We start from the raw sequence: 22,152 nt of genomic DNA, 5'->3' as shown, positions 1-22,152 counted from the left end.
AACACCACTCGATCAGGTGACAACACGAGCGCGTTCGAGATGCATTGTTATTGGCGACTTCTCGCCAAGATCACGAACGTCGCAGGTCAGGGCGATCAGGGGGAGTCGCGAAGAAGCGGAGTGATCCGGAGCTCATCTCTCCGTTTGGAACGGGACGGTGAGCCACGGGCTGCCGTGCTCGGTCAGCAGCGCTCGGTGCGCCTCCAGCACGTCGGTGTAGGTGGCGCCGAACGCCTCGTCGTCGAAGTGCAGGCAGCGGCCCAGGATGTAGCCGACCGAGAACTCCGCCCACGACGAGTAGCGGGACCGCACCTCCTGCCCGACCAGGTCCAGCGCCTCGTACATCTCCGCCTGCGTGGCGTACCGGGCCCCGCGTCCCCACCGGGCCACCTTCGACGCCCGGCCCAGGTCCCAGCCCGCGACCGTGCGCACGTAGCCGTTCGGCGGCAGCAGCTCGTCGGCGCGGAACCGCGCCTCGTACCGGATGATCTTGCCGACCAGCCCGCACAGGAAGTCCGCGTAGGAGTCCACCTCCGGGCTCCCGCCGCGCTCGGCCGACGCGCCCGGGACGTTCGCCGCGATGTTGTTGCGGATCGTGGCGTCCACGCACTCCCGCCACCGCTGCGAATCCACCTGCGGGCCCTCGGTGCTGACCAGGAAGTTCCGCGCGCCCAGCACGAAATCCCAGTCCGAGGTGCTGACATCGCAGTTGAGCAGCCGGTTCTGCAGGTTGATCCAGTCCTGGCGGACCTTCACGCCCCAGCCCTCGGAGAGCCGCTCCACCTCGCCGCTGTAGCCGAGCCCGTGCCAGTCCAGGTTGTTCCACGCCTCGCCGTTGAGGAAGCACAGGTGCGCACCGCAGGCCAGGCCGTGCAGCAGCTCGGTCGGCTCCGCGCCCCCGCTCAACCGGGTCACCAGCCGGTTGCCGCTGAAACCCAATGCGCCGAAGCGCTCGTGGGCCGCCTGCCAGCGCTCCCGCTCCTCGTCGGTGACCTCCAGGTACAGCTCGCACGGCGTGTTCGCGTTGACCGCCAGCACCTCGACCTCGTCCGGGATGATCTCCGACAGCGTGCGCAGCGAGACGAACTCGTACACCAGGTAGGGATGCGGTCGCGGCAGCATGTCCTGGGTGTAGACGAAGGTCGCGATGCGGCCGTCGCCCAGCGTCGAGGTCACCATCTGCCGCTTCGCCGGGTTGCTGTGCGCGTGCACCAGCGCCACCGGGTGGTAGACGCCGGTCGCGGCCACCACGCACAGGTAGGCCCAGGGGTCCTCGTCGACGATGGCTGAGCAGAGCTCTCTTTCGACTGCGGTCGGCGGAACGAACGGTTGGTCACTGGGGATGATCGGGACGATCTCGTCGTGATCGTCGACCTCACCCACGGTGTAGTACGGGCCAGAAGCCCCGCCGAGCTGAGGAGTCACGAGAGCGAACTTACCCAGCGCCATCGGGCGAAGCCGCCATCTGCGACAACTTGCCAGCGGGGCTGATCAAGCGATCTTTCACGACGCCGCGAGGGCTCGTTCGAAGTCGTCGATGAGGTCTTCGGGGGCCTCCACGCCGACGCTGATCCGGATCAGGTCGTCGGTGACTCCCAGGGCGAGTCGGTCCTGCGGGCTCATGCCCGCGTGGGAGGTGGCGGCCGGTCGCGTGATCAGCGACTCCACCCCGCCGAGGCTGGGCGCGTCGAACGGCAGCCGCAGCGCGTCGATCAGCTTCTGCGCCGCCGCGACCCCGCCCGCCGGGCGGATGCTGAGCATGCCGCCGAAGCCGTCGAACAGCTCCGCGGCGCGGGCGTGGTCGGGGTGGGATTCCAGGCCCGGGTGGTTGACCTGCTCGATCTCGGGCCGCGCTGCCAGGAACTCGGCCAGCCGCAGCGCGTTCTCGTTCTGCGCGCGCACCCGCAGCGCCAGCGTCTTCAAGCCCCTGGCCAGCAGGAACCCGGCGTGCGGGTCGAGGCTGCCGCCGAAGTGGTTGGCGGTGGTGCGGGCTCGCTCGACGTGCTCGGCGCCTCCGACGATCGCGCCGGCCACGATGTCGGAGTGCCCGTTGAGATACTTCGTCGCGCTGTGCAGCACCAGGTCGAAACCGGCGGTCAGCGGGCGGAAGTTCACCGGTGTGGCGAAGGTGTTGTCGATCAGGCTGACCAGCCCGTTCGCCCGCGCGAACTCCGCGACCTCGGGCAGCCTGCCGACCCTGACCAGCGGGTTCGTGATGCTCTCGACCAGCACCGCCTTGGTCCTCGGGGTGCGCGCGGCCTCCCAGGTGTCGGGGCGGTGCGGGTCGATGAAGGTGTAGCTCCAGCCGAAGTCGGCGGCGTGGTGGGTGAGGAAGTCGTGCGTGCCGCCGTAGAGGCAGTCGCCGACCAGCAGGTGGTCGCCGCTGCGCAGGACGCTGTGCAGCGCGGTGGAGATCGCGGCCATCCCGGACGCGGTGGCCAGCCCCGCTTCGGCGCACTCCAGGGCGGCGAGCTTGTCGTGCAGGTAGGACTGCGACGGGGTCGAGTTCAACCGGATGTAGCGCAGGTCGTGGTAGTCGGTTCCGCTCGGCACCGAGTACACCGTGCCCTGGTAGATCGGGTACACCACCGATCCTTCGGGGCCCGGCCGGCGTTCGCCGCCGTGCACCGCCAGCGTCTCGATGCGGTCCTCGTCCATGCTCGACCCCTCCCGTGCTCGACCTGCTCGCCAGCCTAGGAACGCGTCGACGCGCCGGAAAGCCCATCGGTTTTGACCTGATCGGGTGACTCTCGGTCGGGTGGTAAGGCGTTCCGGGCGCTGAACCGGAAATTCATTCACCGCCGTGCACCCTCCGTGGCCCCTCCCCGGACCGGGCGGGACGTGTGTCGCACCGTTCACCGGGAATCGCGCCCACAGTGGACCCTGGGTGCTCGAATTGATTCTTGTGGTGGATGCGCGGGGCGGTCCACCCATTTCCGATGAACACAAGTCGAGGGCCGGAGATCGATTGTTTGGGAATGCGCTGAATGCAGTGCTCGGCTCCAATCTTTTTCGGGCTGCCCCGACGCCGGATGAATTCGTCCGGCGTATGCCAACAGGATTCACCGAGCCGGAGGCGCAGTGCGCCGACGGTGCCAGGAGTGAAAACACAATGGCATTGCGAAAAAGACCCGTCTTCAATGATGTTCTCGGTTTCCTGCTCACCGCCGGGCTCTGCGCCGGTGGAGCGACCGCAGCGACGGTCGCTGTGCAGGATGCCCACCCCGAGCAAAATATCCCAGCCGTGCGCGCGGTCGCGCACAGCGCGGCCCTGCCCCCGATCGAATCTGGACCACCAGCTCGCCGACCCGCCTCCTGGCTGGCCCCGACGCGCGGCGTGATCACCAGCGGGTTCGGGATGCGGTGGGGCGAGATGCACAAGGGCGTCGACATCGCCAACGACGTCGGCACGCCGATCAGGGCCGCGTCCGCGGGCACGGTTATCGATTCCGGCCCCGCCAGCGGGTACGGGCTGTGGATCAGGATCGCGCATCCCAACGACACCGTTTCCACCTACGGGCACATCGATTCGGCCTACGTTCCGGTGGGCCACGAGGTGCAATCCGGTGATCTCATCGCCGCGATGGGCAACCGCGGTCAATCCACCGGGCCGCACCTGCACTTCCAGATCGAGATCAAAGGCCAAGCGGTCGACCCGGTCTCGTTCTACGGAGAGCCGCGGTTGCTGACCGATTGGCCCGCGGAACAAAAGCGGGAGCGGCCAGCGCGTTAACCCCGTTGACGTAGCTCCAGCGCATCGGCGCGCCGCCGGAACACCGTTCTGCCACCCGGTTGAACGGTGATCCGGCGGCGCTGCCACAGTGTCCTGACCCGGAACCGCCCAGCACTCTCCGGCATCGCGCCACTCACTGTTATCACTGCCGGGTATTGCGAGGTTCGCGGCGTTCGAGGCCAGCGGTGATCACTCGGCGCAGTCGATGATGGACCTAAAGGACCAGTCGAGAGTCACCCTCCTGGCCGATTGTCGTGGAACTCCGGGAGCTACTTCGATCGCACTAACGCGCTGGAAGGACATGTGATGGAGCGAGTGGATACGGCCGGGATCGTCGGCGGTGGGGTGCTCGCCGAGGATCGCCAGCAGGGGGACTGGGAGCGTCGGATCGCCCAGCGCTCCGAGGAGCTCTACCGGGAGCGCATCGTGCAGCGTCTGCTGCTCGCGTGGGCCGTCCCGGGAAACCTGCTGCTCGCGGCAGTGGGGGCCACGCTGCTGGCGTTATCGACCTCGGTGGTGCCCGCCGCGGTGACGTTCGTGATCGTCGCCGCGTCTGCGGGCGTGGCGGCGGTCTACGTCTACCGGCAGCACTTTAAGGTTCGCGCGGTGGACACCGACCTGCGCGCGCTCGAAAGCGCGCACCGCGACATGCTGCTGGACGAACTGGGGACCGGCGACCTGCTCGACGCGCATCGGCGCTACCGGGCGCAGCTGCCGGAGCTGATCGAGCGCTACCGGCACGAGGCGCGCAGCGACCGCTGGAAGGACAGCGCGCTGCAGGCCGTCGTCATCGGCGGATCGATCGTCGCCGCCACGGCGACCGCGACCGCCGCCGCGGTCCCGGAGATCCGCTGGTTCGCCATCGGGCTGAGCCTGCTGGTGGCGGTCTCCGCGGCGTACGCGGGCTACACCAAGCACCGCGACCGCGCCGCCTCCTGGCAGGAGACCGCCGACGCGCTGGAGCGCGAGTACGAGTCCGTGGAACTGCGAGTGGGGCGCTACCGCCGATTCGGTTCGGAGCGCGAGGCGTACGCCGAATTCGCCGAAGCCGTCGAGGCTTTGCGCGCCGAACGGGCCCGGCGGTTGCCGTCGGGAGTCAACGACGGGCTCATGCAGTAATCAAGATCGGTGGGCCATCCCTCGATCGTGAAAAGAATGCCGCGCATTGCGATCACTGGTTGTTGATATTTCCTACTGACGTGATCGCTGAATAGTGTCAGGTGCTTCTTCCGTAATCTCCGCCGGGCGCACAGGACTCGGCCTGTGCAGAGAGGAGCATTGCGATGAAGCGCACCTTTACCGCGGCGGCCGCCGTACTGGTCGGTGGCGCCGGCGCCGTCGGCTTCGCGGCCACGGCCACAGCTGCCGAGACCCCGCAGCTGCCGGCATCGCTGCCCACCGACAACGGCGTGGCGAACACCGCGTTCCACGCCGCCGGAACCCTCGCCTCGGCCCAGAAGACCGTCGGTGACGTGGTTCCGCTCGAAGAGCACCTCACCGGCCGCTCCGGCGACCCGGTCAGCCAGGTCGTCGGCGGCACCCCCGCCGCGGGCCTGCTCAAGCCGGTCGTCGAGACGGTGCAGAACGCCAGCACCGGCCACACCCACAACCTCAACCCGGCCTCCGCGCTCGACGAGGCCCCGCTCCCGGTCGGCTCGACGCTGCCCGCGGGCAAGAGCGGGCTGCCCGGTCTCGACGCCCTCGGCCCGGTGAGCGACGTCCTCGGTGGCCTGCCGGTCGCCGATGCGCTGCCCGTCGGCAAGAGCGGGCTGCCCGGTCTCGACGCCCTCGGCCCGGTGAGCGACGTCCTCGGTGGCCTGCCGGTCGCCGACGCGCTGCCCGTCGGCAAGAGCGGTGCCACCGACGCCCTGCCCACCACCCTGACCGGCACGCTGCACCAGGTCACCCAGACCCCGCAGACCAAGCCCGGCCAGCTGCCCACCAACGTCGTCGGCGACACGGTCAGCAACGTGACGCAGAGCAACACCGAGCTCGGTGGCGCTCCGCTGCCGACCGGCAAGAGCGACCCGATCAGCGGCCTGGCCGGCGGACTTCCCGTCGTCAGCGACGTCCAGGGCCTGACCGGCAAGACCGGTTCTCCGCTGGACAAGGTCAACGACGTCGTCTCCCACGGCCCGCTCGGCTCCGCCACCCAGCTCGGCAACTGACATCCCCGACCCTGACCGTCCGTCGAGGAGCCGGCACAACCGCTACCCGCCGGCCGAACCGGGCGAAAGGCCCCCGACGCATCCAGATTCACGCCTCGCCACACCCCTCCCGGCGAGGGCGTGACCAAAAGGGCGGTGCGCGCTTCCCGGCGCGCACCGCCCTTTTCGCGCGAATGCCCACCCGGCAACGGGTTTCACAGCTCGACGACGCCCGCTGAGCCGTTGACGGTGATGGTCTGGCCGTCGGTGATGCGCGTGGTGGCGTCGGGAACCCCGACCACCGCGGGGATCCCGTACTCGCGGGCGACGGTGGCGCCGTGGGAGTTGGGGCCGCCCATCTCCATGACCAGCCCGGAGGCGGTCAGGAACAGCGGGGTCCAGCCCGGGTCGGTGGACGGGGCGACGAGGACGTCGCCCGGGGAGAGCCGGGCGTTCGCCGGGTCGCGGACGACCCTGGCGATCCCGGTGACGGTGCCCGCCGAGGCGGACGTGCCGCGCAGCGCGTTCCCGCTTCCGGTCGTGGCCAGCAGGGTTTCGGGCTCGGTGCCGTCGGAGAGCAGCAGCCTGGGCAGGTGCTTGCGGCGCAGCTCGCGCTCGTGGGTCGCCCGCCGGGTGGTGATCAGCTCGCGGTGGTCGAAGCCGTCGATCAGATCCGAGAGTTCCTCGTAGTCCAGGAAGAACACGTCCGACGGATCCGAAATTCTTCCAGCGGAGGTGAGCTCGTCGCCGATGTCCCGAAGGTGCGTCCGCGCGGCGGCGATTCCGAGCACGGCGCAGTACTTCGGCAGTTCGCGCATCCCCGCCAGCTGGCGGACCCGGTCGAGCAGGAAGTTCGCGAGCCCGGCGTGCACCCGGTTGGGCAGCCGGGACACGATCTCGCTGGCCTGCACCACGGCCTCCTCGGCGCGTTGCCGGAAGCGCTCCGCCGCGTCGTGCCCGGCTTCGCCGGTGCGCGCGTAGTTCTCGACCAGCGCCAGCACCTGGCCGGGTTCCTCCGACCAGCGCGGCACGCCTGCGTCGATCTCACCCGCCGTGCGATGTCCGTGCGTGGCCAGGAAGTCGTCGAGCGCGCGGAGCACGTCGGCGGGCAGTGCCCGGTCCCGGTAGCGGGCGGGGAGGTCGGCGACCTCGGGGCCGATGCGCTGCGCGATGGCCCACAGCTCCAGGTCCATCTCGGTGGTCACGTTGTGCGGGATTCCCGACAGGACCACGTGGATCTCCGCCTCGGTCGCGCGGACCAGCTTCGGCAGCAGTCGGCTGAGCAGCAGGATCGGCATCATCCGGGGAGCCACCCACGCCATGCGCGGGGCGGTGCTCCGCAGCAGCGCGTGCCTGGCCGCGTCCAGTCGTTCTCGCGCGGTCCTCGGTTCGGGCGAGGCGAGTTCGGCGCGGAGCTCGTCGACCCGGCGGAACGCCTCGGCGCGTGCGCGTGCGGGATCGCGCAGAACCCCGGCGAACAGCAGCGGAATCCGGTTGCGCGCGAGGAGGAGCCCGAACGCGCGCAGCGTTCGCGCCGTCGCGCCGGGCTTGCGCGGCAGCCGGGGATCGTCGAGCAGGGACTCGTAGACGCGACCGGTGCGCGCCTCCGCGGCCGCCATCAACCGGGGCAGCAGGGCGCGGCCGACGCGGTTCCCGGTGGTGCCGGTGATGTCGAGGAACAGCCACCCGTCGACGGGCCGGAACGGCGCCGGGCGCGCACCCGGTGCGGACAGGCCGAGTTCGCGCAGCACGCCGGTGGCCAGCAGCCCCAGCGTCGCCACGCCCATCGGTGTCAGCGGCCGGTAGACGCCCTGCGCGACGTTGACCGACAGGTACATCCGCAGCCCGTCCTCGGTTTCGGCGGGCAGCGGGAACAGCGTGGTGATCGGCCGCGACTGGGTCAGCCACACGCCGTCGGCGCCGATCGCCCACTCCAGGTCCTGCGGCGTGCCGTAGTGCCGCGCCACCTCCCGGCCGAGCTCGGCGAGTTCGCGGGCCTGCTCGTCGCTGATCGACGGGGCCGCCGAGTCCTGGGCGACGGTCTCCACCCCGCCGCTCGCGACCGCGCGCACGCTGGTGGGTTTGTCGCCGAGTCGCTTGGTGATCCGGTCGCCGGACACCACGAAGTGGTCCGGGGTGACCGCACCGGACACCACTGATTCTCCGAGCCCGGTGTTGGCGTCGATCACGCAGTCCGCCCGGTTCCCGGTGACGGGGTCGGCGGTGAACAGCACCCCGGCAGCGCTCGCGTCGACCATCTCCTGCACGACGACGGCGAGCCGCACCGAGGAGTGGTCGATCCCGTTCACCTCGCGGTAGGAGATGGCGCGGTCGGTCCACAGCGAGGCCCAGCAGCGGCGGACCGCGTCCAGCAGCGCTTCGGCGCCGACGACGTTGAGGTAGGTGTCCTGCTGGCCGGCGAAGCTCGCGTCGGGCAGGTCCTCGGCGGTCGCCGAGGAGCGCACCGCCACCGGTCCCGAGCCGAGCTCGGCGTAGGCGTCGGTGATCGCGGTGGCCAGTCCCGGTGGGAGAGCCCTGGCGGTGATCCGGTCGCGGATCTTCGGCGCTGAACCCGGCAGCCCGTCGAGCAGGTCCGCGACGCGGCAGACCTCCTCGTAGGCGGCGGTGGTGATCACGAAGCCGGGCGGCACCCGGAACCCGGCGCCGATCAGCTCGCCGAGGTTGGCGGCCTTGCCGCCGACCACCTCGCCCGTTCCCGCGCGGACCTCGTCGAGTCGCAGCACCGGCACGGCGACCACCCCCTCGTGCGTCAGCTCGAAGATAACTCCGCCCCGCACGTGAAATCAACATCCGTTGAATTTAGGGCCATCAGGGTGATCTCCGGCCGCGACGTCATCATGATCTCGCCGAACGGGCATCCCTTCCTCGGAGGAAGGAGTGCGATGACGTGGCTGATGGTGGCCGTGGCGGGAGTCGCGGCCGTGGGAGTGGCGCGGTGGCTGCGGCGGCACCTGGTGCGCCGGCGGGCGGTGGCGCGCGCGAAGGTCGAGATGAACTGGTTCTACCAACCGCAGGAGCGACGGCCCTACGTCCGGGGCTGTGGAAAACACGCGTCGCCCGACCCCGTGGTGCTGCTGCGGCGGATCGACGGCTCACCCCTGGGGAGCGTTCCCCGACCTGCGAGAACGCGACACCGATGAGCGTTCTTCCACAGGTTGTCCTCAGTTGTCCACAGGGGTGGGGAGAACTGTCCACAGCTGTGGAGAACTCCTCTGACACGAAAAGACCCTCCACGCGTCCGCGAGGAGGGTCTTCCGGTGTTGTCCAGGAACGGCGTCAGTGGCCGGCTTCCTTGGCGCGCTCGTACGACTTCTTGATCTCGGCTTGTGCCTCGGCACGGCCGACCCACGTGGCGCCCTCCACGCTCTTGCCCGGCTCCAGGTCCTTGTACACCTCGAAGAAGTGCTGGATCTCCAGCCTGTAGAACTCGGACAGGTGGTGGATGTCCTGCAGGTGCTCCTGACGCGGGTCGTCCGAAGGAACGCAGATGACCTTGTCGTCGCCGCCCTTCTCGTCGCGCATGCGGAACATGCCGATGGCGCGCGACTTGATCAGGCAACCCGGGAAGGTCGGCTCCTGGACCAGCACCAGCGCGTCCAACGGGTCGCCGTCCTCACCCAGGGTGTCGTCGACGAACCCGTAGTCGGCCGGGTACTGCGTGGCGGTGAACAACGTCCGGTCGAGACGGATACGGCCCGTCTCGTGGTCCACCTCGTACTTGTTCCGGTTCCCCTTGGGGATCTCGATCGTGACGTCGAAGTCCACGCGGTTCCTCACTCGTCTTGCGTCGGATGCAGTCCGCACGCTCGCGCGCGCGACCACGTCTAGTGTGGACCACGCTCGGCGCCCTGGCCCCACCGCAGTGCGAGAGCTCGCAATCTGGCAGTCTGACCTCCAGTCGAGGAGGAGCACGTGCCCGAACCCCAGAACACCCGGGGTGAGGTGTCCGAAACCGACGTCCAAGCGGCCTCGCCGGGCGAGGATGACCGGCCGCGCACCGCTGCGCCGTCCCCGGTTCGAGCTGCTGAGACGTCGGAGAACACCCCGCCCGCAAGCAACCCGGCGGAGCGCCAGGTGAGCACCGAAGTCGGCGACGCCGCCGGAAGCGACGAAGTCGAACCCGATGCGGGCAAGACCGGTTCGAGCGCGCCCGATTCTGGGACCAAGACCACATCCGCCGATGCGCCCACCGCCACCGTCCGGGTCGCGGGGAGCCTCTTCGGCGACGACGCCGAGGGCAACGGCGCCGGCAGCACTGCGAAGCTCGCCAAGGCCGACGTGACGAGCTCCGTCGCCGAGACGCAGAAGCTCACCAAGCCCGCGGCCGCCGATGCCGGAACCGGTGAGGAAGCCGCGACCGCAGCGGAATCCGAGGACGAAACCGCTGATCAGGAAGGCCCTGCGGAGGATTCCGCCGAGGAGACCTCGGAGGACGAGTCGGACGAGGAACCGGCCGCTCAGGAGCAGCCGTCCGACACGACTGATCGGGACCAGCCGTCGGACGAGGCCGCCGAGGACCAGTCCTCGGAGACGACCGCAGAGGACACGACCGAGGACGCGGTCTCCGAAGACGAGGACGAGACCTCCCAGGACGAGACCTCCGACGAGCCGACCGAGCAGGAGTCGGCGCAGGAGGACGAGGCGGCCGGGGGCGAACCGGAAGCGTCGACCGAGACCTCCGCTTCCCAAGGCGAGGACGAGCCCGAACCCGCCGACGACTCGTCGGAGGAGGAGGAAGAAGAAGAGGAAACCTCCCCCGACGCCGTCGAGGACGAGAAGGCCGAGGCAGCGCCGGAGCCCGCGTCGTCCGAAGTGGAGCCCGAGTGGCCCGCTGAGCAGACGCAGATGTTCGCCGCGGTCCCCGCCGAGGTGACCGAGGCGACACCGGCGGTCGAGCCGGAGGAGCGTCCGGCGGAGAAGACGCAGCAGATCTCGCGAGCCGCGCTCGACGAGGCGCTGGCCGAGCCCGGCGGCAAGCAGGAGCCGCCGGAGTCCGCCGCCGAGCAGACCAGCCGCATCGACCTCGAGGACCTGCGGGCATCGGCTCCGCCGGAGTCCTCGGCCGAGCAGACGCAGTGGATCGACCGGATCGACGTCGACGCCGCGCGCACGGCTTCCGCCTCGGACTTCGCGGGCCTCGCCGTCCCGCAAGCGGACCCGACGGTCGGCATCGCGCCGCCCGCGCCGGGACCGCGGGCCCAGCAGCCGCCGCAGGCCCAGCAGTCCTACGCGCGGCCGGAGGACTTCGCGGGGATCGCGACGCCGCAGGCGCCGTACCAGCCCGAGGACACCACCGACCCGTTCGCCTCGCGCGCCGTGCCGCAGCACATCCCGTCGCACGAGCAGCCGGTCGGGACGAAGACGGCCCGCAAGGGACGCGGCCCGCTGATCGGCATCGCGATCGCCCTGGTCGTGCTGCTGGGAGCCGGTGTCGCCTTCGGTCCGTCGCTGGTCGACGCGCTGAGCAAGGCGCAGATCGCCGACCCGCCCGCGCCGGTCCGGCTCGACCCCGAGATCAAGCCGCTCGGGCAGAACGCGCCCGTCCCGTCGCAGTCCGGGATCAGCGCCGCGCTGGCCGGTCCGGCGGCCAACCCGGCGCTGGGCACGCTCGGTGGCGTCGTCCTGGACGCCCGCACCGGCGACGTGCTGTGGCAGCAGAACCCCGCTCAGCCGCTGATGCCGGCCTCGACCGGGAAGCTGCTGGCGATGAGCGCGGCGCTGCTGACGCTCGACCACGACGCCCGCCTGACGACCAAGGTCGTGCGCGGGAACCAGCCGGGCACGGTGGTCCTCGTCGGCGGCGGCGACCTGACGCTGTCCTCGCTGTCCGGTGACGAGGAGTCGGTGTACCCGGGCGCGGCGAAGCTGGACGACCTGGTTGCGCAGGTCAAGGCCGCTTCCGGCGGGAACGTGAACACGGTGCTGGTCGACACGAGCCGCTACCGGGGGCCGGCGGCGGCCTCCGGGTGGCTGCCGCAGGACGTGGCCGCCGGGTTCCACGCGCCGATGGAGCCGGTGATGCTCGACGGCGGCCGGGCGGATCCGAAGGAGGACTACAGCCCGCGCACCTCCACTCCCGCGCTGCAGGCCGCCCAGGAGCTGGCGAAGCGGCTGGGCGGCGCGACCGCGGCGCAGGGCACCGCCCCGGCCAACGCGGAGGTGCTCGGTCAGGTCCATTCGGCGCCGGTGAGCGAGCTGGTCGAGAACGTCCTGCTGCACTCCGACAACCTCCTGGCCGAGGCGCTGACCCGCGAGGTCGCCATCGCCACGGGCAAGGAGCCGTCGTTCGCCGGTGGGACGAAGGCGGTGTTCGAGGTGCTGCAGCGCAACGGCTTCGACATCGGCGGAACCACGATGGCCGACGCCAGCGGTCTGTCCTTGGACGACCGGATCCCGCCGCGGCTGCTGGGGCAGCTGATGCTCAGGGCGACCGCACCGGCCGGACCGGACGGCGTGCTGCCGGAGTCCTCGGCGAAGCTGCGCGACCTGCTCCCGGGCATGCCCATCGCGGGCGGCAGCGGCAGTCTCGTCGACCGGTACCAGGGCACTCCCGGCCAGGGATGGGTGCGCGCCAAGACCGGCACGCTCGACGGGGCGAACAGCCTGGCCGGGTCCGTGGTCACCCAGGACGGTCGACTTCTGGTCTTCGCGATGATGTCCAACGGAACCCTGGCGGGACCTGCCCGCCCGGCTCTCGACGAGCTGGTGGAGACCCTGCGCGGCTGCGGCTGCCGCTAGGTCGTCGACCGCGCGCCGCGCCTGTTCAGGGAGAAGTCCACTCACCTTCCGGTACCTGACCAGTTCCGCAAGGTGACCACCGGCCATTTTGGAAGTACGGTCGGTGATGTGAACGCCCGACCCGCCACCCTGCCGTCGTCCGCCGAGGCTCCTCGGGCGCTGGACTGGAACGTCGCCGTGGGCACCGCCGTCCGGTTGATGAAGCCGGGGCCGGAGGTCCCGCGAGCCGAAGCGGGGCGGGCTGTCCGCTCGCTGCGGCGCTTCAGCGTCGACGCCGAGACGCACGTCCGCGAGACGACCGGCCTGGGGCTGGACCTGCCGATCGCCGAAGGCGACGTGGTGGACCGGCCGGACTGGGTGCGCGGTGCCGCCTTCGGCCTGGCCGAGCTGACCGGGGCCGCGCTGTCGGCCGCGGACTCGGTGCCGCCGCGCGGTGGCGAGCTGCTGGGCGAGATCAGCGCGCGCAGCGCGGGCGTGCAGGCCGGGGTGGTGCTGGCCTACTTGGGCGGCAAGGTGCTCGGCCAGTTCGACCCCTACGGCGAGTCCCGCGTCGAGGGCCAGCGCGGGCGGTTGCTGCTGGTGGCGCCGAACATCGTGGCCGCGCAGCAGTCGCTGGGCGTGCCGGCGGACGACTTCCTGATGTGGGTGTGCCTGCACGAGTCGACGCACCGGGTGCAGTTCAACGCCGTGCCGTGGCTGCGCGAGCACTTCGCGGCGAGCCTCGGACAGCTCCTCTCGCAGATGGAGGGCGGTTCCGCCGAGCTGCTGACCAGGCTGCCGAACGTGGTGCGCGAGGCCCGCACGGCTCGCCGCGCCGAATCCAGCCCGGGGATGCTCGGCGTCCTCGAACTCCTGCAATCACCGGAGCAGCGCGCCGCGCTGGACCGGATCATCGCGATATCCACGCTGCTGGAGGGCCACGCCGACCACGTCATGGACGCCGTCGGGCCGCAGGTCGTGCCCAGCGTCGGCACCATCCGCCAGCGCTTCACCGACCGCCGCAACGGTGGTGGCCTGCTCGACCGCATCCTGCGCAGCCTGCTCGGCGTGGACGCCAAGATCCGCCAGTACGCCCAGGGCGCAGCGTTCACCGACCACGTCGTGGGCCGGATCGGCATGGCCGACTTCAACGCCGTCTGGGCGCACCCGGACAACCTCCCGACCAGGGCGGAGATCACCGCCCCGGACACCTGGATCCGCCGGGTCCACGGCTGACGGGCCTCCCGCGCGGATCCGGGCCGGGTGGGGAGAATCGGAGGATGCCGCCTGAGCCCGTTGTGAGCGAGACCCGGACCGCCGTGCGGCGGCTGCTGGAATCCGCGGAGGCGGCTCCGTTCAAGGGCGCGCCGCTGGTGGTGGCCTGCTCCGGCGGAGCGGATTCGCTGGCCTTGGCGGCCGCGGTGGCGCACGTCTCGCGCCGGATCGGGGCGAGCGCGCAGGCGATCGTGGTGGACCACGGCCTGCAGGTGGGCTCCGACGTGGTCGCCGAGCGGGCCGTGGAACAGCTGGCCGGACTCGGTCTTCCCGCGCAGGTCGTGGAGGTCGACGTGGACGGCATGGGCGGTCTGGAGGCGGCGGCGCGCAAGGCGCGCTACGCGGCGCTGCGGGCCGAGCGCCCGAGCGATTCGCTGGTGCTGCTCGGCCACACCCTCGACGACCAGGCGGAAACGGTGCTGCTGGGGCTCGGCCGCGGTTCCGGACCGCGCTCGATCGCCGGGATGCGTCCGCTGGACCCGCCGTGGGCCCGCCCGTTCCTCGACGTCCGCCGGACGAGCACCGAGGCCGCCTGCCGGGCTCAGGGCCTCGAACCCTGGCACGACCCGCACAACGCCGATGCCCGCTTCACCCGTGTGCGGTTGCGCACAGAGGTGCTGCCGCTGCTGGAAGACGCGTTGCAGGGCGGGGTCGCGGAGGCGCTGGCCCGCACCGCCCGCCAGCTGCGGGAGGACTCCGACGCGCTGGAGGCCGTCGCCGCGGCCGAGCTCTCCCGCGTCCGCGCCGATCACGGCCTGGATTGCGAGAGGTTGCGGCTGGTCCCGGCAGCGGTCCGGCGGCGCGTGCTGCGGGACTGGCTCCGATCCGAGGGGGTGCCCGAAATGACTGATGCGCACCTGCGCTCCGCCGACGCGCTCATCGCCGAGTGGCGGGGTCAAGGCGGCCCTGCGCTGCCGGGCGACTTTGTGCTGCGCCGGGCGCATGGCAGGCTGCGGGTGGAGACGGCGGACCGCAAGCCGCCGAATGGCTGAGGGTGCACCGGCACGATCGTCGGGGCGGGTCTCCGGCTTGGGGAATTGTTGATCCGACAAGAGGGGAAGCCGAGCCGTGTACGACGGCGATATCGCTTCTGTGCTCATCACCGAGCAGCAGATCAAGGACAAGGTCGCGGAGCTGGCCAAGCAGGTCGACGAGGACTACCAGCGTGGCGGTGATCTGCTGCTGGTCGGAGTGCTCAAGGGCGCGGTGATGTTCATGACCGACTTCGCCCGCGCGCTGCCGCAGCCCGCGCAGCTGGAGTTCATGGCGGTCAGCTCGTACGGCTCGTCGACTTCCTCGTCCGGCGTGGTGCGCATTCTCAAGGACCTCGACCGCGACATCGCGGGCAAGAACGTGCTGATCGTCGAGGACATCATCGACTCCGGCCTGACCCTGTCCTGGCTGCTCAAGAACCTGCGGTCGCGCAACCCCGCGTCGCTGGAGGTCTGCACGCTGCTGCGCAAGCCCGACGCCGTGCAGGTGGACGTGCCCGTGCGCTACGTCGGTTTCGACATCCCGAACGAGTTCGTCGTGGGCTACGGTCTCGACTACGCAGAGCGCTATCGTGATCTGCCTTATATCGGAACGCTCGACCCCAAGGTCTACACCTCAGGCGTGTGAGGCGGGGATTTCGATCGTCCCGCCCGCTTCGGGCGGGGCGATCCTAGTAGGCTGGGCGCCCTGTGCTGGGCGCGGCATGGTCGTGCCCGCGCATCGGCCGGTACGCTGGTCTGAAGGGGTTGACGGCGGGGTGTCCGCATCGGGGCCGTCACCCGAAGTAACAGTCAGGGAGGGTCGAGGCCGCCCGTCGGCCGCAAGTGAATGGACCGAAAGCGCCTGCTCCGCAACCCGCTGCTGTGGATCCTGACAGCGTTTCTGTTGATCTACGCGTTCAGCGTGCTCTTCGACGAGACTCGTGCCTACCGCGAAGTCTCCACCTCGCAGGCCCTGGAACAGATCGCCCAGGGCAAGGTCAAAGAAGCGACCATCGAGGACAAGGAGCAGCGGGTCCGGCTGACCCTCAACGACGGCCAGAACTTCCAGGGCAGCAACCAGCTGATCGCGAACTACCCCGCCGGCGCCACCGAGCAGGTGGTCGGCGAGATTCGCAACTCCCAGGTGCCCACCTGGAACACCAAGGTCACCCAGGATTCGTTCTGGGTGCAGATGCTCTTCTACCTCGTCCCCATCGGCCTGCTCGTGCTGCTGCTGATGTGGATGATGAACAACGTGCAGGGCGGCGGGAACCGCGTCCTGAACTTCGGCAAGTCCAAGGCCAAGCAACTCACCAAGGACATGCCCAAGACGCTGTTCGGCGACGTCGCCGGCGCCGATGAGGCCGTCGAAGAACTGCACGAGATCAAGGACTTCCTGCAGAACCCGGGCCGCTACCAGGCCCTGGGGGCGAAGATCCCCAAGGGCGTGCTGCTCTACGGCCCGCCCGGTACCGGTAAGACGCTGCTGGCCCGCGCGGTCGCAGGTGAGGCCGGGGTGCCGTTCTACTCGATCTCCGGTTCGGACTTCGTCGAGATGTTCGTCGGTGTCGGTGCCTCCCGCGTCCGCGACCTGTTCGAGCAGGCCAAGCAGAACGCGCCGTGCATCATCTTCGTCGACGAGATCGACGCGGTCGGCCGCCAGCGCGGCGCCGGCCTCGGCGGGGGTCACGACGAGCGCGAGCAGACGCTGAACCAGCTCCTCGTCGAGATGGACGGCTTCGACTCGCGCGGCGGCATCATCCTGATCGCCGCCACCAACCGCCCGGACATCCTGGACCCGGCGCTGCTGCGTCCCGGCCGCTTCGACCGGCAGATCCCGGTCTCGGCACCGGACCTGCGGGGCCGCAAGGCCATCCTGGGCGTGCACTCCAAGGGCAAGCCGCTGGCCCAGGACGTCGACATGGACGGACTCGCCAAGCGCACGGTCGGCTTCTCCGGTGCGGACCTGGAGAACGTGGTCAACGAGGCCGCGCTGCTCACCGCCCGCGAGAACGGCCAGCTGATCAACGCCGCCGCGATGGAAGAGGCGGTGGACCGCGTCGTCGGCGGTCCGCGCCGCAAGAGCAAGATCATCTCGGAGCGGGACAAGAAGATCACCGCCTACCACGAGGGCGGACACGCCCTGGCCGCGTGGGCGATGCCCGACCTGGAGCCGGTCTACAAGCTCACGATCCTGCCGCGCGGCCGCACCGGTGGTCACGCGCTCGTCGTCCCCGAGGACGACAAGGACATGATGACCCGCTCGGAGATGATCGGTCGCCTGGTGTTCGCGCTCGGTGGCCGCTCGGCCGAGGAGCTGATCTTCCACGAGCCGACCACCGGCGCCTCCAGCGACATCGAGCAGGCGACCAAGATCGCCCGCGCGATGGTCACCGAGTACGGCATGACCGCCCGGCTGGGCGCGGTCAAGTACGGCAAGGAGGAGGGCGACCCGTTCCTGGGTCGCACCGCCGGCCAGCAGCCGAACTACTCGCTGGAGGTCGCGCACGAGATCGACGAGGAGGTGCGCCGGCTGATCGAGGCCGCGCACACCGAGGCGTGGGAGGTGCTCAGCACCTACCGCGACGTGCTCGACGAACTCGTGCTGGAGCTCATCGACAAGGAGACGCTCAACCGCAAGGATCTGGAGCGGATCTTCTCCCGGGTCGAGAAGCGGCCGCGGATCACCGCGTTCAACGACTTCGGCGGGCGCACCCCGTCGGAGAAGCCGCCGATCAAGACCCCCGGTGAGCTGGCCAAGGAGCGCGGCGAGCCGTGGCCCCCGGTCGTGGAGGAGCCGACCCCGGCACCCTCGCAGAACGCCCAGAACGGGACCCCCGCTCCGGCTCAGGAGCAGACCCCGGCGGGCGCGGGCGCCAACCAGGGCACGGTGCAGATCCAGCAGCCGCAGTCGGGTCAGCAGGTTCCCTCCGCGGTGCCGCCGAACTACGGTGCACCACCTGGATGGACCCCGGCGACCAACCCGTCCGGTTCGAACTACAACTGGACGCCCTCCTGGGAGCGCGGCGGTCAGCAGTCGTCCGAGCAGCAGGGTGAATCGCAGTCCGAGCGGCCCGAGGGCCAGGACTCGGGCAGGGAGAACGGCAGCGGCAACAACGGCCGCTGATACTGGCGGGCGCAGCGCCCGCCAGGGCGCTGCCAAAGCCAGTGGAGGAAAGCAACAGTGACCAGTGCGGTCGACGAGCCGATCGGGGCGGGGGACTCCCGCCCCGACGGCTCTTCCCACCTTCCACAGTTCGACCAGGCGCGCGCCGAGGCCGCGATCCGGGAACTGCTCATCGCAGCCGGTGAGGACCCCGAGCGCGACGGCCTGAGGGAGACGCCGCAGCGCGTCGCCCGCGCCTACCAGGAACTGTTCGCGGGGCTCTACACCGATCCGGACGAGGTCTTGGACAAGACCTTCGACGAGGCCCACGAAGAGCTCGTCCTGGTGCGCGACATCCCGGTGTACTCGCAGTGCGAGCACCACCTGCTGCCGTTCCACGGCACCGCGCACATCGGCTACATCCCCAACTCGCAGGGCCGGGTGACCGGGCTGTCCAAGCTGGCCCGCCTGGTCGACCTCTACGCCAAGCGCCCGCAGGTGCAGGAGCGGCTGACCTCGCAGGTCGCCGACGCCCTGGTGCGCAGGCTGGAGCCGCGCGGCGTGATCGTGGTGATCGACGCCGAGCACCTGTGCATGGGCATGCGCGGGGTGCGCAAGGCCGGTTCTACGACCACGACGTCGGCGGTGCGCGGCATCTTCCGCAGTTCGGCTTCGTCTCGCTCCGAGGCGTTGTCGCTGATCAGGGGGCGTTGATGCACCCGAAGCTGCCGAACCCGGCGCGCTGCGCGGTGATGGGCATCCTCAACGTCACGCCCGACTCGTTCTCCGACGGCGGGCGCTACCTGGACCGCGCGGCGGCGGTGGCGCACGGCGTGGAGATGCACCGGCTGGGCGCGGACATCATCGACGTGGGCGGTGAGTCCACCCGGCCCGGTTCGGAGCGCGTGGACGCCGCCACCGAGATCGAGCGGGTGCTGCCCGTCGTGCGCGAGCTGGTCGCGGCGGGCGTGCCGGTCAGCGTGGACACCACGCGCGCCAAGGTCGCCGAGGCGACCGCGGGAGCGGGTGCCGCGGTGATCAATGACGTCTCCGGCGGCCTCGCCGATCCGGAGATGGCCCACGTCGCAGCCGACACCGGGCTGCCGTGGGTGCTGATGCACTGGCGGGGTCACAGCAAGAACATGAACGCCCTCGCCGAGTACGGCGACGTGGTCGCCGACGTGCGCGAGGAGCTGCTGCGCCAGGTCGACGTGGCGGTGCGCGCGGGTGTCGCCGAGGAGGCGATCGTGCTGGACCCGGGCTTGGGCTTCGCCAAGACCGGCAGGCACGACTGGCAGCTGCTGCAGAACCTCGAAGGCCTCGTCGACGTGGGCTTCCCGGTCCTGGTGGGCGCTTCCCGCAAGCGGTTCCTGGGCGCGCTGCTGGCCGATGACGACGGCACGCCGCGCCCGCCGGAAGGCCGCGAGACGGCCACGGCCGTGGTCTCGGCGCTGTCCGCCGACAGGGGAGCGTGGGGTGTGCGGGTGCACGACGTGCGGCGCTCGCTGGACGCGGTGGCGGTGACCGCCGCTTGGCGGAGCGGAGGCGAGTGCGTTGGCTGACCGGATCGCGTTGACGGGCCTGCAGGTCCGCGGCAACCACGGCGTGTTCGACCACGAGAAGCGGGACGGCCAGGACTTCCTGGTCGACATCACCGTCTGGCTCGACCTGGGCGACGCCGCGGCGACCGACGACCTCACCAAGACGCTGCACTACGGCGAGCTCGCCGAGATGGCCGCCGGGATCGTCGGCGGCGAGCCGCGCGACCTGATCGAGACGGTGGCCGCCGAGATCGCCGACGAGGTGATGAAGGACGAGCGCACCTACGCCGTCGAGGTCACGCTGCACAAACCGCACGCGCCGATCCCGCTGTCCTTCGCCGACGTCGCGGTCACGATCCGCCGCTCGCGCCGCGGCGGCCGCGGCACCGTGGTGCCGGCGTGAGCCGAGCGGTCCTGTCCCTCGGGTCGAACCTCGGTGACCGGCTGCGCTACCTGCGGCTGGCCGTCGAGGGCTTCGCCGACGAGCTGGTCGCGGCCTCGCCGGTCTACGAGACCGCGCCGTGGGGCGTCACCGATCAGCCGGACTTCCTCAACGCGGTCCTCATCGTCGAGTCCCCGGACGTCGACGAGTGGGGCTGGCTCCGCCGGGCCCAGGCCCTGGAGCAGCAGGCCGAACGCATCCGGGAGCAGCGCTGGGGCCCGCGCACCCTCGACGTCGACGTGGTCGTGGTCGACGAGGTCCGCAGCGACCACCCGGACCTCCTGCTCCCGCACCCGGGAACCCCCGCCCGAGCCACGGTCCTCATCCCTTGGCTCGCGCTGGACCCGGAAGCCCACCTCCCAGGCCACGGCCCCGTGTCCGACCTCCTCGCCGCCCTCCCGGACTCGGACCGCAACGACGTCCACCTGAGAGAGGACCTCACCCTCCACTAGGGACGCCCCTCCCGCAGCACCACGCCCGCTCCACAGAGGCCCGACCACAGCCCACCGTCCTGCCCCCACGTGCAGTCCCAGATTTCAATGGAAATCCGGTCCCCGATTTCAGTGGAAGTCCGGTCGCCGGTCTCCGTGGGCGTCCGACCCCCGATTTCAGTGGAAGTTCGGTCCCCGGCTTCAGCGGAAGTTCGGTCCCTGGTTTCAGTGGAAATCGGGTTCCGACTTCCACTGAATCCGGGTCCTGGGGAGGCGAACGCCGGGTTGGGGGAGGTGGGATGCTGGTGGGGTGTCTCCGCGAAGCACTGAGCAGATGACGTTCACCAAGCCCGGGCAGTTGGTGGCCGCGGGGTTGGTGGCGGCCGTGGTGATCTTCCTGCTCTGCCAGCTGATGTACGGGGAGCTGCCGCCGCTGCCGCTGCTGGCGGGGGCGACGCTGTTGCTGATCGCCGCGGTGGACGTGGTGCTGGCGGCGGTGTTGCGGCCTCGCGTGCAGCGCAAGCCCGGGGTCGAGCCGGTCGAGGCGCTGACCGCGGCGCGGGCCGTGGCGCTGGCGAAGGCGTCGTCGCTGGCCGGGGCGATCATGGCCGGTGTCTGGATCGGACTCCTGGCGCACCTGCTGCCGATGATGAGCTCGGTGGACGCCGCGCGGTCGGACACCTTCGCCGCCGTCGTCGGGTTGGTCAGCGCCGGGGCGCTGATCGGCGCGGGACTGTGGCTGGAGCACTGCCTGCGCAATCCCGATGAGCCGGATGATCCTCACGAGGACGAGTGAAACTGCCCACCCGATGGGCTGTTCGGAGCAGTCACCGTTCCGCTGCTGCGAGCAATGTGCGAACGGTTCGGCACACCTTCAGATCTCGAACTGATAACCGCCTTGTACGGTGGGCGCCATGTCCGAGCGCGGCACTACCGAGACCGACCCCGGCAACGGGCGATCCACCCTCCTGTGGGGCGGTGCGCTCGTGCTCGCGGCGGCTGCCACGTCGCTGCTGGTCCTCAGCAACGACGCCCGGATGCTCCGCCTCGGGTTGATCGCCGCGCTGTGGGCCGCGCTGCTGGGCGCGTTCGCGGTGGCGCGGTTGCGGCACCGGGTCCTGGAGAGCGAGCAGGCCGCCGCCGATCGGCAGCGGATCTACGAGCTGGAGCTGGAGCGCGAGATCGCCGCGCGGCGCGAGTACGAGCTGGAAGCCCAGGCGGAGGCCCGGCGCCAGGCGTCGGAGGAGTCCGACGGTCAGATCCGCGCGTTGCAGGCCGAACTGGCGAGGTTGCGGACGACGTTGGAGCAGGTGATCGGCGGTGACGTGCTCTTCGAGCGGGTCGCGCTGCGCGCCGAGTCCACTCGGGTGCGCTCGCTGGGCGAGCGCCCCCAGGGCGAGACGCAGCTCGTCCAGCACCGCCCGCAGCGGCCGAAGCCGATCCAGCAGCCGGTCCAGCAGCAGCCCGCGCCGGCTCCGGCCGCGGCCAAGACGGACGTGATGGCCCGGCTGTCCGGCGAGGTCCCGCTCGAGCAGCCGAAGCCGCAGGCCCCGAAACCGCAGATGTCCCAGGCCTTCCCGAGCCGCCCGGGGCCGCAGCGCCCGGATCGCACGGCCTACGAGAAGCCGAGCCCCGATCCGGCGGGCGCGCACACCGCGGGCACGTCGGTCAACGACCTCCTCGCCGCGTACGGCGGCAGCGCCGACGGCCAGCCCCGCCGCCGTCGCCGCTCGTGAGTTCCCCGGCGGACAACGGTCAGGGGAAC

At 70.7% G+C, this 22,152-nt stretch carries 19 protein-coding genes; 15 read left to right on the top strand and 4 right to left on the bottom strand.

Annotation, left to right across the window (positions count from 1 at the left end; all coding sequences use genetic code 11):
• Window positions 1–132: 132 nt before the first annotated feature.
• Entirely contained in the window at window positions 133–1,425 is a 1,293-nt protein-coding gene (locus E1181_RS13280) for a DUF1266 domain-containing protein (RefSeq protein ID WP_207922133.1), read from the bottom strand.
• Between the two features lie 78 nt (window positions 1,426–1,503).
• The gene (locus E1181_RS13275) at window positions 1,504–2,658 is read right to left on the bottom strand and encodes a trans-sulfuration enzyme family protein (RefSeq protein WP_132674533.1); all 1,155 of its coding nucleotides are present in this window, start codon (window positions 2,656–2,658) and stop codon (window positions 1,504–1,506) included.
• Between the two features lie 229 nt (window positions 2,659–2,887).
• Between E1181_RS13275 and E1181_RS13270 the strand changes: the two genes are divergently transcribed.
• The 3 genes from E1181_RS13270 (at window position 2,888) to E1181_RS13260 (ending at window position 5,901) form a co-directional block, all read left to right on the top strand.
• Entirely contained in the window at window positions 2,888–3,733 is an 846-nt protein-coding gene (locus E1181_RS13270) for a M23 family metallopeptidase (RefSeq protein WP_235876736.1), read from the top strand.
• A 306-nt stretch (window positions 3,734–4,039) separates the two neighbouring features.
• Entirely contained in the window at window positions 4,040–4,852 is an 813-nt protein-coding gene (locus tag E1181_RS13265; RefSeq protein WP_132674531.1) for an SLATT domain-containing protein, read from the top strand.
• A 164-nt stretch (window positions 4,853–5,016) separates the two neighbouring features.
• On the top strand, window positions 5,017–5,901 hold the full coding sequence (locus E1181_RS13260; protein ID WP_132674529.1) for a hypothetical protein: 885 nt from the start codon (window positions 5,017–5,019) through the stop codon (window positions 5,899–5,901).
• A gap of 194 nt (window positions 5,902–6,095) precedes the next feature.
• Here E1181_RS13260 and E1181_RS13255 read toward each other — a convergent pair whose 3' ends face one another.
• Window positions 6,096–8,678 carry a PEP/pyruvate-binding domain-containing protein gene (locus E1181_RS13255; RefSeq protein ID WP_235876735.1) on the bottom strand — a complete coding sequence of 861 codons (2,583 nt, stop codon included), beginning with the start codon at window positions 8,676–8,678 and terminating at the stop codon, window positions 6,096–6,098.
• Between the two features lie 105 nt (window positions 8,679–8,783).
• Here E1181_RS13255 and E1181_RS13250 point away from each other — a divergent pair, with 105 nt between their 5' ends.
• Window positions 8,784–9,041 (top strand): hypothetical protein, encoded by a 258-nt coding sequence (locus E1181_RS13250; RefSeq protein ID WP_132674527.1) that lies wholly within the window; start codon window positions 8,784–8,786, stop codon window positions 9,039–9,041.
• Window positions 9,042–9,177: 136 nt separating this feature from the next.
• Here the strand turns inward: E1181_RS13250 and E1181_RS13245 are convergent, their stop codons facing one another.
• Complete coding sequence (locus E1181_RS13245) at window positions 9,178–9,666, bottom strand: inorganic diphosphatase (RefSeq protein WP_132674525.1); 489 nt, start codon at window positions 9,664–9,666, stop codon at window positions 9,178–9,180.
• Between the two features lie 147 nt (window positions 9,667–9,813).
• On the opposite strand from E1181_RS13245, the gene dacB reads away from it, so the two are divergent.
• The 11 genes from dacB to E1181_RS13190 all read left to right on the top strand — a co-directional run bounded on the left by dacB (window position 9,814) and on the right by E1181_RS13190 (window position 22,123).
• Window positions 9,814–12,639, top strand: coding sequence for a D-alanyl-D-alanine carboxypeptidase/D-alanyl-D-alanine endopeptidase (gene dacB / locus E1181_RS13240; RefSeq protein ID WP_132674523.1), 2,826 nt, complete (start codon window positions 9,814–9,816; stop codon window positions 12,637–12,639).
• A 108-nt stretch (window positions 12,640–12,747) separates the two neighbouring features.
• Window positions 12,748–13,854 (top strand): zinc-dependent metalloprotease, encoded by a 1,107-nt coding sequence (locus E1181_RS13235; RefSeq protein ID WP_132674521.1) that lies wholly within the window; start codon window positions 12,748–12,750, stop codon window positions 13,852–13,854.
• A 44-nt stretch (window positions 13,855–13,898) separates the two neighbouring features.
• A complete protein-coding gene (gene tilS / locus E1181_RS13230) occupies window positions 13,899–14,885 on the top strand; it encodes a tRNA lysidine(34) synthetase TilS (RefSeq protein ID WP_132674519.1) in 987 nt (328 codons plus the stop codon).
• 76 nt (window positions 14,886–14,961) lie between these two features.
• Window positions 14,962–15,513: a hypoxanthine phosphoribosyltransferase gene (gene hpt, locus E1181_RS13225; RefSeq protein WP_132674517.1), complete on the top strand. Its 552-nt coding sequence runs from the start codon at window positions 14,962–14,964 to the stop codon at window positions 15,511–15,513.
• 201 nt (window positions 15,514–15,714) lie between these two features.
• The gene (gene ftsH, locus E1181_RS13220; RefSeq protein ID WP_132674515.1) at window positions 15,715–17,994 is read left to right on the top strand and encodes an ATP-dependent zinc metalloprotease FtsH; all 2,280 of its coding nucleotides are present in this window, start codon (window positions 15,715–15,717) and stop codon (window positions 17,992–17,994) included.
• Window positions 17,995–18,075: 81 nt separating this feature from the next.
• Window positions 18,076–18,687, top strand: a complete 612-nt coding sequence (gene folE, locus E1181_RS13215; protein ID WP_235876739.1) for a GTP cyclohydrolase I FolE — start codon at window positions 18,076–18,078, stop codon at window positions 18,685–18,687.
• Entirely contained in the window at window positions 18,687–19,535 is an 849-nt protein-coding gene (gene folP / locus E1181_RS13210) for a dihydropteroate synthase (RefSeq protein WP_132674511.1), read from the top strand. Before folE ends, folP begins: the two co-directional genes overlap by 1 nt.
• A complete protein-coding gene (gene folB / locus E1181_RS13205) occupies window positions 19,528–19,917 on the top strand; it encodes a dihydroneopterin aldolase (RefSeq protein WP_132674509.1) in 390 nt (129 codons plus the stop codon). Before folP ends, folB begins: the two co-directional genes overlap by 8 nt.
• The gene (folK, locus tag E1181_RS13200; protein WP_132674507.1) at window positions 19,914–20,408 is read left to right on the top strand and encodes a 2-amino-4-hydroxy-6-hydroxymethyldihydropteridine diphosphokinase; all 495 of its coding nucleotides are present in this window, start codon (window positions 19,914–19,916) and stop codon (window positions 20,406–20,408) included. Before folB ends, folK begins: the two co-directional genes overlap by 4 nt.
• A 313-nt stretch (window positions 20,409–20,721) precedes the next feature.
• On the top strand, window positions 20,722–21,183 hold the full coding sequence (locus E1181_RS13195) for a DUF3180 domain-containing protein (protein WP_132674505.1): 462 nt from the start codon (window positions 20,722–20,724) through the stop codon (window positions 21,181–21,183).
• 118 nt (window positions 21,184–21,301) lie between these two features.
• Complete coding sequence (locus E1181_RS13190) at window positions 21,302–22,123, top strand: DUF6779 domain-containing protein (RefSeq protein WP_235876734.1); 822 nt, start codon at window positions 21,302–21,304, stop codon at window positions 22,121–22,123.
• Window positions 22,124–22,152: the final 29 nt, after the last annotated feature.

The organism is Saccharopolyspora terrae, assembly GCF_004348435.1.
Classification (GTDB): Bacteria; Actinomycetota; Actinomycetes; order Mycobacteriales; family Pseudonocardiaceae; genus Saccharopolyspora; species Saccharopolyspora endophytica.
This window is presented reverse-complemented; position numbering and strand designations above follow the sequence as displayed.

Bases quoted from the DNA above. Each gene is read 5' to 3' on its own strand.
- E1181_RS13265 (WP_132674531.1), top strand. From the start codon at position 4,040: ATGGAGCGAGTGGATACGGCCGGGATCGTCGGCGGTGGGGTGCTCGCC.
- E1181_RS13275 (WP_132674533.1), bottom strand. From the start codon at position 2,658: ATGGACGAGGACCGCATCGAGACGCTGGCGGTGCACGGCGGCGAACGC.
- folP (WP_132674511.1), top strand. From the start codon at position 18,687: ATGCACCCGAAGCTGCCGAACCCGGCGCGCTGCGCGGTGATGGGCATC.
- E1181_RS13190 (WP_235876734.1), top strand. From the start codon at position 21,302: ATGTCCGAGCGCGGCACTACCGAGACCGACCCCGGCAACGGGCGATCC.
- ftsH (WP_132674515.1), top strand. From the start codon at position 15,715: ATGGACCGAAAGCGCCTGCTCCGCAACCCGCTGCTGTGGATCCTGACA.
- E1181_RS13195 (WP_132674505.1), top strand. From the start codon at position 20,722: ATGACGTTCACCAAGCCCGGGCAGTTGGTGGCCGCGGGGTTGGTGGCG.
- E1181_RS13260 (WP_132674529.1), top strand. From the start codon at position 5,017: ATGAAGCGCACCTTTACCGCGGCGGCCGCCGTACTGGTCGGTGGCGCC.
- E1181_RS13250 (WP_132674527.1), top strand. From the start codon at position 8,784: ATGACGTGGCTGATGGTGGCCGTGGCGGGAGTCGCGGCCGTGGGAGTG.
- tilS (WP_132674519.1), top strand. From the start codon at position 13,899: ATGCCGCCTGAGCCCGTTGTGAGCGAGACCCGGACCGCCGTGCGGCGG.